The organism is Plantibacter sp. CFBP 8804 (assembly GCF_014841225.1).
Taxonomy (GTDB): domain Bacteria; phylum Actinomycetota; class Actinomycetes; order Actinomycetales; family Microbacteriaceae; genus Plantibacter; species Plantibacter auratus.
The window spans coordinates 1-8,995 of record NZ_JACYTU010000030.1 but is presented as its reverse complement, the minus strand read 5'-3'; the positions used below and the strand labels follow the sequence as shown (position 1 = coordinate 8,995).

Here is an 8,995-nt window from a genome sequence, read left to right as displayed (position 1 = left end):
GCGGGGGGCGGCGCCGACGCCTCGACCACAGCGCCTGCCGCCGAGTCGGGCGACGCTGTCGGTGTCGTCGGTGTCTGGGGAGACCCCGACGCGCAGAACACCCCATCGCTGGTGTTCGCGGAGGACGGCAAGGTCACGGGGACCGACGGCTGCAACCGCCTCATGGGCTCGTGGACTGCCGACGGCGACACGGTCGAGTTCGCGCCGCTGGTGTCCACACGGATGGCCTGTGAGGGAGTCGACACCTGGTTGTCGGGCGGAGCGTCCGGCACCTGGACCGACACGAGCCTCGTCGTCCTCGACGAGAGCGGCACGGAGATCGGCACGCTCGAGCGCTCGGAGTGAGCGAGCCCACGGTGCTCGGGCCATCTGGTGCCCAGAGCGGGTGGGATCATCGCGTGAACGTGACGACGGGGTGCCCTCGGCGGGGATCCAGCGTCACCTCGGCCACCACGCCGTAGACGTCCGCGATGAGCGCCGCGGTCAGCACCTCGCCCGGCGCCCCGGCAGCGACCACCCGACCGGCCCGCAGCACGACGACCGTGTCGCAGTACATCGCGGCGAGGTTGAGGTCGTGGATGGCGATCACGGTCGTGACCGGGAGCGCACAGACGAGGTCGAGCAGCTCCAGCTGGTGTCGGATGTCGAGGTGGTTGGTCGGTTCGTCGAGGAGGAGCTCGCGTGGCTCCTGCGCGAGTGCGCGCGCGATCTGTGCCCGCTGGCGTTCGCCTCCGGACAGGGTGTGCCACAGGCGGGCGGCCTGGTCGAGCAGGCCGACGTGGGCGAGCGCGCGGACGACGGCGGCCTCGTCGGCTGCGGTGTCACCGCCCAGTCCCGAGCGGTGCGGGATCCGGCCGAGCCGCACGATGTCGCGCACCGTGATGTCGACGTCGGTGTCGGCATGCTGCGTCACCGAGGCGACCGAACGCGCGATGCGCCGTCGACCGACCGACGCCAGGTCGACACCGTCGAGCGTCACGAGTCCGGCGGTCGGCTTCACGAGGCCGTGGAGCACCCGCAGGAGCGACGACTTGCCCGACCCGTTCGGTCCGAGGAGGCCGACGGTCTGTCCCGGCTCGGGGTGCAGCGTCACGCCGTCGACGACGAGCGCGCCGCCGCGGTTCCAGGACACGTGCTCAGCGTGGAGTGTCATCCGCGCCTCCGTCTCCGGGCCAGCAGGGCGATGAAGACCGGGACCCCGACGAGCGCGGTCCCGACGCCGACCGGCAGCGGCGTCGGCGAGAACGCGACGCGCGACCCGGCATCCACCCAGACCATGAAGATCGCACCGATGATCGCCGTGGCCGGGATGAGCCGACCGTGACGGGGTCCGACGAGCAGGCGGGCGGCGTGGGGCAGCACGAGTCCGACGAAGCCGATCGCCCCCGCGACGCTCACCAGCGTCGCCGTGATGAGCGCCGTCGCGATGAGCAGGATCGCCCGCGTCCTCGCGACGTGGATACCGAGCGACGCCGCGACGTCCTCACCGAAGGCGAACGCGTCGAGCGCGTGGGCGTACCGGAGGCACAGGATCGAGCCGGCGACGACGACGATCGCACAGAGCGCGACATCGTCCCAGCGCACGCCCTCGAGTGAGCCGAGCAGCCAGAACATCACGCCGCGCGTCTCGTCCGAGTCGGCGAACGCGAAGATGAGCAGCGACGTCAGCGCGGAGAAGAGTTGCGTGCTGGCGACGCCCGCGAGGACGACCCGATCGGTCCCGCCGCCCGACAGACGGGAGAGCAGGAGCACGAGTCCGAAGGCGACGAGCGCGCCGATGAACGCGCCGCCGGAGAGGCCGATCGACGCACCGCCGAGTCCGAGGATCCCGATCGCGACAGCACCGGTCGACGCACCGGAGGAGATGCCGAGGATGAACGGGTCGGCGAGCGGGTTGCGGAGGAGCGACTGCATGATGACGCCGCAGAGCCCGAGCCCGGCTCCGCAGGCTGCCGCGACGAAGGCTCGTGGGAGGCGTTCCTCCCACACGATCGCATCCTTCGACAGCTTCACCGGGATGTCGGTGATACCGAGGTGGTTCGCGACGATGTCCCGCACGTTCACGAGCAGGATGTCCGCCGGTCCGAGTGTGATCGCCACGCCGACCGAGACGAGGAGGAGGACCACGCCGGCGAGGACGAGCAGGCCGGTGATCGTCGCGCGGCGTGCGCGTGAGGCGGGTCGCCGCGCCGTGTCGCTGTTCGTCACCGGTTCGGTGCTCGTCACCGTCTCCGGGTTCAGAGCTCGTCCTCGTGTTCGACCCACCACGCCTTGATCTTCTCGAGGCCGTCGACGAAGCGGATGGACGGGTTCAGCTCGGCGCCGTGGAGGGCGATGTACCGCTGGTTGCGGACCGCGTCCATGGTCTTCGTCAGCGGGTCGGACTCCAGGAACACGACCTTGTCGTCGAGGCGGTCGCCGGGGAACCGGTCGCGCTGCAGGTCGCCGAGGACGAGGACCTGTGGGTCGCGGTCGACGAGGTCTTCCCAGGTGGTGGCCGGCCAGTCGTCCTCGAGCTCGCCGAAGACGTTGTCGAGCCCGGTGGTCGAGGCGAGCAGCGCGGCAGATCCGAGCCCACCGCCGATGTATGGGGTCTTCGTGTCGGCGAACCAGAACGCGACCGTCGTGCCGTCGAAGTCGACACCCTCGGTCGCCTTCGCGGCCCGGGCCTGCAGCTCGGCGACGAGCGCGGCAGCACGGTCGGAGACGTCGAAGACCTCTCCCATCTCGGTGATCTCCTGGTAGAGCGCGTCGATGGTGAGCGGCGTCGTGCGCGTCCCGCCGCCGTTGATGCTCGTGCCGTTGTCGCAGTCGGTGGGCGAGAGGTAGCTGGCGACACCGGTCTCGGCGAACCGCTCGCGTGGTGCGACGCCGCCCTCGTTGAAGTGGCGGCCGAAGGACGCGGTGACGAAGTCCGGGTCGGCACCGAGGACGACCTCGTAGGTGGGGGCGTTGTCGGCCAGGCGCGGGACGTCGGCGTTCGCGTCGGCGAGGGAGTCGAGGACGGGGTCCGTCCAGGAGGCGGTGCCGACCATGCGGTCTTCGAGACCGAGGGACAGCAGGATCTCGGTCGAGTTCTGGTCGAGGGAGACGACCCGCTGGGGCGCGGCGTCGATCGTGACCTCGGTGCCGCAGTTGTCGAGCGTGAGCGGGTAGTCGGTCGCGCCCTGCCCTGCGGCTGCGGTCGATTCGGGCTCGACCGCTTCGGACGCGCCGCAGGCGGACAGTCCGACGGCGAGTGCCGCGGCGAGGACGAGGCTGATGGCGGCGCGCTGGTGCACGTCGTCTCCTTCATTCGAGAGGTGGGACCTAGGAAGGATAGCCTTACCTGAGTGCGAGGAGCGAATCGGTCCGCTCCGACCCCCAAACGCAGCTCAGCCGAAACGCAAGAATCCCCAACTCAACGCAAAACCGGCGGTCACCCACGCAATTGGACCCCAATACGTCCACCACCACCGGATGCGTTGACGGAGGGTCAGGTCACGTCGCGCGGCCCGAACCGTCTGCAAGAAGAGTGCGGTCGGAAAGATGAACATGAGGCTCAATCCAAACACCGAGGTGATCCGGGACTCGTTTGTGTCATCAGCCGAAAAGAACTGCGTTGATGTCGATGCAAGCCGGTCGATCACGATTCGGAGGATGATCTGCAGCACCAGCGCGATGAGTGCTGCGGTCGCTGCGACGACCCACACTCGCGTTCCACTTGAAGTGGCTTCGCCTCTGTACGGATCGTTTGCACGTCCGGGCCACGGATCGGACATGCGTTCCTCCTGAGCCACAGCGCCGAGGCTGTTGAGACGACTTCTTCGTATTGTCCCTCTCACCCGAGCGACCTGATGAGCATGAGCGTTGCCAAGGTGGCGACAAGAAGTCCAAGCCATCGCCAGAGAGCTGCATCTCCGTCGGGAGAAGTCTGCTGCCTCTTGATGGTCCTCCGCAGGCGCGGTCCTGCGTACCGGTCGAGCGCCCTGGGGAAGATCATCAGACCCGCACCTGCGATCAGCACGATGATCGCTCCGATCATCATCTCAACATTCATAACCCCGCCATTCCTACCAGGGTGAGACTTGCACGATCGAGCAGGCGAGACCAATCCGGACTGACACGAGAGTGTCGGGCTCTGTACCGGTTCGCCACGTCAGTTCTACGCTTTACGTTCGGGAAGCCCCCAAATGCCTCCGGAAGCTACGGATTCACAGGACACATTGCCTGCCGTCCGCGCGGCTGGCTCGCCCGGTGGCAAAGAGCAGAGAGACCTAAAACCCATCTCGCGGCGGACTCCACCGTGTCCTCAAGCGCGGACCGAATCCAGCGCCAGGCACTTGCGCTGGGCTGTGCGCCGCGACACAAGCAACTTGCGCCGATAAGATGGCGCGAAACACACCGGGGGATATCTTGAACGAGCTTCGAATGAGCCGAGCACGGCTGTATGTACTGATTGACGCATTTGAGGCGGACCTCCGCGCAAGCATCGAACGGTACCTCCTGGATCACCTCAGTGAGTCGGACGTCTACGCGTCCGCGGAACTCGCCCAGATCGAAGGGCGACGCAAGGCCGATGACGATAGTGATTCAAACGCATCCGTTCACTTCCTCGACCTTCAAACCGCTGTGGACGTCCTCGCGCGCCACAAGGACCTACTGCCCCATGAGCTCATGATCGAGTTCAGAGACAACTTGCCCCTGCTACCTCGGCTTACTCCCATTCGACACCGCGTGATGCACGGCAGGCCACTTGCCGACACAGATCCGACGACCGCCGTTGACTTACTCTCGGGCTTGCGCTCTCGGCACTGGCCCAACGCGAAGAGCGTGCTGAAGCATCTCGAAGAGGACGCCGCGTGGGAGCCACTCTTTGAGAAGCGATCTGCTCCTAACGAGCGGACTCTCCACAATTTGCCCGAGGTTGACTACGACGAAACGAGTTTCATTGGTCGCAAGGACCTGAGGGTCAAACTCATTGAGACCTTAAGACGTCGACGAAACCCCGTAACGACCCTGATTGGCGAGGGCGGTATCGGGAAGACAGCGCTTGCGCTCGATGTGGCCTACGAATTGCTAGACAGCGAGGACAACCCCTACGAGGCCATCTTGTGGGTATCACTCAAAACAGAAAAGTTGACTGCATACGGAATCGAGGAGTTGAGAGGTGCGATTCGAGGTGTTGAGAGTACGATCCGAGAACTGGGTCGGGGCCTAGACTCTGACTTCGGAGGTTCTCTCCAAGAGCTATCGGACGCGTTAGACGGAATCGAAACACTGATCATCATCGACAACCTCGAATCCGCGCACGGGGAAGAGATTGTTCAGATGTACGACGCCCTTCCTCAGTCGGTGACTTATCTATTCACCAGTAGGTGGGGTATTGGGCAGCTTGAGCGAACTGTCCCGGTGCTACCGTTAAATGAGGCCGAGTCTGAACTCTTGCTGAGAAAATTTGCCTCGGCGCGGGATCAGCGGTCACTCGCATCCCTGAGCCCAATCGCAGCAAAGAACACCGTTAGGGCACTGCGATGTAGCCCTCTGGCAATTCGATGGTTTGTATTGGCGAGCGAAGCTGGACGCATCCCGCTGGAGACCTTGCGCGATCAGAGTGCTTTGCTAGAGTTCTGTGTCAAGAACGTCGTCGATACGCTTACAACCGATTCACAGGCCGTACTTGACGTCCTTCGCACGCTGGACCGGGGGATCTCTTTCGATGAGTTCGCCGTCCTCACTGAGATGTCTGTGGATGCATTACGGCGAGCGACCCAAGAGCTGACTCGTGGCTCACTTGTGCTGGTCGAAGCAGACACTTCAGGTGCCATCGCTGGCCGACTTACGCTCACTGCTACTGCGCGAATGTACCTTCAAAAGCCATCCATCAACACAAGTTTTCTGTCGACAGTGCGCAAGCGGGAGCGCGATTATCGAGCCGCGCTTGATGGCGGGGCGAAGAGCCGACGGTATCCGCAAATTACTGCAAGAGACACGAACGATAACCCGGCGGTCTTCCTTCTCCAGTCGGCGGAAAATCTTGCTAGGACCGGCAATTTTGCTAAGGCTGAGATTCAAGTGCAACGCGCACTGAGCTTCAACCCTGAGTTCCCGGAGGTATACCGCGTTTGGGCGCGGATGCTCTCCCAGCAAACACAGTACGAAGCCGCCGTGTCTCAGCTTCAGTCAGCTCTCACGTACGCTCAGGATGATTCATTCAGAGCAAAAGCACACTATGAGATGGCGGATGTACTGGCCCGAAATATTCGAGACACCCCGGGCGCTCTTCCGCACGCAGAGGAAGCCGCACGTCTAGAGCCATGCTCTGAAACCCACTTCCTGCATGGCAGGATCCTCTATTGGAACGGGGCATACGCCTCCGGCCAGGAGGAACTTGAACTCGCTCTCGATGGAGCCAGCCACCGCCAAGTACTGAGTGTCACCACAGCACTCGTAGACAGCTGGGGTCGCTGGGCGGACAATCATCTCCGTGAGCATGAGGCGGAACCCGCACTTACAAAGGCCCTGACCGGCTTTCACCAGGGACGCGCCCTGCTCGAAAAGAACCCCCACGACGATCGCCTCCGCAACGCAACGGCAGAATGCGTCCTCCACGCCGTGCGTTCACTGCATCGAGTCTCGGAGCACGCACTTGTGCGACACTCCGCCGCGCTCCGTCAGGTGGGGGGCTTCATTGTGAAGCACCACCTTCTCATCGAGTCCAACAAGCGACGTCTCCTCCACGATGCGTTCGACCGAGCGAAATTCCCGAATTCGCTCGGGAGCGAGACGCAACGCAGCCTTGAATCTGCACGAGGCGACCTGGTTGCGAGCAGCCAGCCAGCCAGGCGCTAGTTGCGTCGAACGCGTCAACACCGGCATCGCCACGGCCCGCGAATTGGAGGCGCCAACCCCACGTCCACCCCGACGTCATCGCGGAGAAACTGACCTTCGACCCGATGGGCGACAACGACTGATTGCGGCGTTACGGCGTAGGCGCCGGAACCTCTGAGATCAGTGCATTCCTCCGACGTGGGCCCCGTCTCGTAGCAGCTGTCGACGGATCAACGCGGGTCGACGAGTCCCGCACGGATGCCCCAGAGCACGGCCTGCAGGCGGTCGCGCGCTCCCGTCTTCTGCAGCAGACCGGCCAGGTGGTACTTCACCGTCGTAGGTTCGACGAACAGGCGGTCGGCGATTTCCGCGTTGGATAGTCCCTGCGCGAGGAGGTCGAGGACCTCGAACTCGCGGTCGGTGAGCGGCGACTCGACCGGTGCCGTGGCGACCGGGGCCTCGCGCCGGCGCTCCGAGAACTCACGGAGGATGCGACGGGTGAGGCGTTGGTCGAGCGTCCCCTCCCCCGCTGCGACGGACCGGATCGCGGCAAGCAGCGTCGCCTCATCGGCGCCCTTCAGCAAGAAGCCGGCCGCTCCGGCCTCGAGCGCGGCGAACACGTCCGCGTCGACGTCGAAGGTCGTGAGGATGAGGACGTCGGCGTCGAGGTCCGGGTCCGCCGTGATCGTGCGGGTCGCCGCGATCCCGTCCGTACCCGGCATCCGGATGTCCATGCAGATCAGGTCCGGACGCAGCTCCTTCGCCAACCGCACCGCGTCGGCTCCGTCGATCGCCTCACCCACCACCTCGATGTCGGGCTCGGCCCCGAGGATCACCGAGAGGCCGGCGCGGACGACCGCCTGGTCGTCGGCGATGAGGAGGCGGATCATTGGTCACTCCGATGCTGGTCGGGACGGTCGTCGGGACGGTCGTCGGGACGGTGCTCGTCAGGGATGGTCAGTTGGTTGCGCCACCCGCCCTCGTCCGTCGGCGCCGCGGTCAATCGTGCTCCGATGAGTTCGGCACGCTCGCGCATGCCCCAGAGGCCGTAACCGTCACGAGACGGCGACGCAGGCCGCTGCGACGACGCGGCGTTCGTCACCGTGAGCTCGATCGCATCCGCCTCGAACCGCACCGCGACACGGCAGACAGCTCCGGGCGCGTGCCGGGCGGCGTTCGCCAGCGACTCCTGGACGGTCCGATACGCGGCCGTCTCCGCGAGCGGACCCAGCACACGAGGCTCACCGGTCACGGTGTAGGCGACGTGCTGCCCCCGCGACCGCGCTGCCTCAACGAGTTCCGGGATCGCGGCGATCGTCGGAGTGGTCGCCGGCCCGAGCGTCGATCCGTCTCCGCTGCCCTGGGCGTCCGCGTCGTCGCTGCGCAGCAGGCCGACCGTCCGCCGCAGGTCCACGAGCGTGGTGCGGGCATCGGACTGCACCGTCTGGAGCATCTCCCGAGCGCGTTCCGGGTCGCGCTCCACCAGTGCGCTGGCCGCCTGCGCACTGACGATGATCCCCGACAGGTGGTGCCCGGCGATGTCGTGCAGCTCCCGGGCGAGCGCGGTGCGCTCAGCGCGGAGGTCGTTCTGCACGCTGATCCGACGCTCGTTCTCGGCCATGCGCGCCTGGTCCTCGATCGCCGACAGCAAGCGCTCGCGACCCCTGGCGTACTCGGCGACGCCGGCCGGGAGCACGTACTGCAACACGATGCGCGCGACGGCCGCGAACACGAGGATGAGCGGCTCCTCGGACGACCCGAAGGCCATCGCGATGCCGCCGACGACCGTCGTCGCGACCGCGCCGGCCACCAGCGCGCGGATGACCGTCCGACGCTCCTGGCGACGAGCGAGCGCGTAGGTGGCGAGGATCACGCCGAACGAGCCGATCCCGAGCTCACCGCCGGTGCTGCCGAGGATCACGAGGTCGAGCGTGACCACAGCCCCGAACACGACCACCGGGTACCGGACCCGCAGCAGCAACGCGACGGCCTGGAGCACGACCAGGGCCGCGTGCGCCCACGGCGGGATCCGACCCGGCACGGCGTGCAGCTCGTCGACCCACGGGACGACCCCGAGATACCCAACCGCACCGGCGAGGACCAGGACCGGCGGGAGCGCCGAGCGCAGACGGGCCGCGACAGGGGCGGGCCGCGCGGGAGAGGTCATGGGTCGAGTCAACCACGG

At 66.0% G+C, this 8,995-nt stretch carries 8 protein-coding genes; 2 read left to right on the top strand and 6 right to left on the bottom strand.

Going from position 1 to position 8,995, the window contains the following annotated elements; genetic code table 11:
- Positions 1 to 345 (top strand): META domain-containing protein (locus IFU11_RS19810; RefSeq protein WP_199862391.1); only part of this gene is annotated, 345 nt, incomplete at its 5' end.
- A 46-nt stretch (positions 346 to 391) separates the two neighbouring features.
- Here IFU11_RS19810 and IFU11_RS19805 read toward each other — a convergent pair.
- The 4 genes from IFU11_RS19805 to IFU11_RS19790 all read right to left on the bottom strand — a co-directional run bounded on the left by IFU11_RS19805 (position 392) and on the right by IFU11_RS19790 (position 3,761).
- Positions 392 to 1,153, bottom strand: a complete 762-nt coding sequence (locus tag IFU11_RS19805) for an ABC transporter ATP-binding protein (protein WP_192020084.1) — start codon at positions 1,151 to 1,153, stop codon at positions 392 to 394.
- Positions 1,150 to 2,226, bottom strand: coding sequence for a FecCD family ABC transporter permease (locus IFU11_RS19800; protein WP_192020083.1), 1,077 nt, complete (start codon positions 2,224 to 2,226; stop codon positions 1,150 to 1,152). Before IFU11_RS19800 ends, IFU11_RS19805 begins: the two co-directional genes overlap by 4 nt.
- A gap of 11 nt (positions 2,227 to 2,237) precedes the next feature.
- Positions 2,238 to 3,281: an ABC transporter substrate-binding protein gene (locus IFU11_RS19795; RefSeq protein ID WP_371742844.1), complete on the bottom strand. Its 1,044-nt coding sequence runs from the start codon at positions 3,279 to 3,281 to the stop codon at positions 2,238 to 2,240.
- Between the two features lie 93 nt (positions 3,282 to 3,374).
- Positions 3,375 to 3,761: a hypothetical protein gene (locus tag IFU11_RS19790; protein ID WP_192020082.1), complete on the bottom strand. Its 387-nt coding sequence runs from the start codon at positions 3,759 to 3,761 to the stop codon at positions 3,375 to 3,377.
- A gap of 649 nt (positions 3,762 to 4,410) precedes the next feature.
- Between IFU11_RS19790 and IFU11_RS19785 the strand changes: the two genes are divergently transcribed.
- Positions 4,411 to 6,831, top strand: a complete 2,421-nt coding sequence (locus IFU11_RS19785) for an NB-ARC domain-containing protein (RefSeq protein ID WP_192020081.1) — start codon at positions 4,411 to 4,413, stop codon at positions 6,829 to 6,831.
- A 209-nt stretch (positions 6,832 to 7,040) separates the two neighbouring features.
- On the opposite strand, the gene IFU11_RS19780 is transcribed toward IFU11_RS19785, so the two are convergent.
- Together IFU11_RS19780 and IFU11_RS19775 are read right to left on the bottom strand one after the other, a co-directional pair.
- Positions 7,041 to 7,700, bottom strand: coding sequence for a response regulator (locus tag IFU11_RS19780; RefSeq protein WP_192020080.1), 660 nt, complete (start codon positions 7,698 to 7,700; stop codon positions 7,041 to 7,043).
- Positions 7,697 to 8,977 (bottom strand): sensor histidine kinase, encoded by a 1,281-nt coding sequence (locus IFU11_RS19775; RefSeq protein ID WP_192020079.1) that lies wholly within the window; start codon positions 8,975 to 8,977, stop codon positions 7,697 to 7,699. The genes IFU11_RS19780 and IFU11_RS19775 overlap by 4 nt, the downstream gene beginning before the upstream one ends.
- Positions 8,978 to 8,995: the final 18 nt, after the last annotated feature.